Here is a 608-nt window from a genome sequence, read left to right on the forward strand (position 1 = left end):
TTGTGATGGAAGGCGGCGATGTAGGGTTTGTTGGGATCGCCATCGCGGAATTCGATCACCGCCTCGTCGCCGTCCAGCGCGGGAAAATGCATGCCGGTCTTGCGCTGGCCGGCGAACGGCTTGGCCAGGCGCAGCGGCACGCATTCGCCACCGGGATTCCATGGATGAAAATCCAGATCCAGTCGCACCACGTAACGCCCTTCCTCGGTAAGAAAGGCATAGGGATAGTTGCCCGGCGAGGTGACGCGCGCACTCAGGGTGCCGGTCACTTTCGGCCAGGCCGCCTCGTCCAGCGGCAAACGGAAACGTCGGTCGGAGGGAATCGCCTGAAAGGTATTGGCGTAGGCCCGGTCGCGCGCGCCGGTGTGAATCACCTGCGTCATCACCATGCCGTGCGGCGCCTCCGGCAGCGCCGGCTCCGGACGCGCGATGCGCCCAGGACGAAGGGCCGGCGAGGTGCTGCTGCCGCGATAGCCGACCTGATCGGTCAACACCGCTTCGTGGCGCAGCTGCGCTTCCCATCGGGCCTGGTCCGGATCGGCATGGCCGGTGCCATACACATACGACTGACCGTACGTGGTGCGATCGCTGTACGCGCGATTGGCTTC

1 protein-coding gene is annotated in these 608 nt (G+C 65.5%); it reads right to left on the reverse strand.

What is annotated here, in order from left to right; genetic code table 11:
• On the reverse strand, positions 1–608 hold a 608-nt coding region (locus AC4HNJ_RS21565; protein WP_490481674.1), incomplete at both ends, for a contractile injection system protein, VgrG/Pvc8 family.

It is taken from the genome of Dyella sp. SYSU CM1112 (assembly GCF_058216415.1).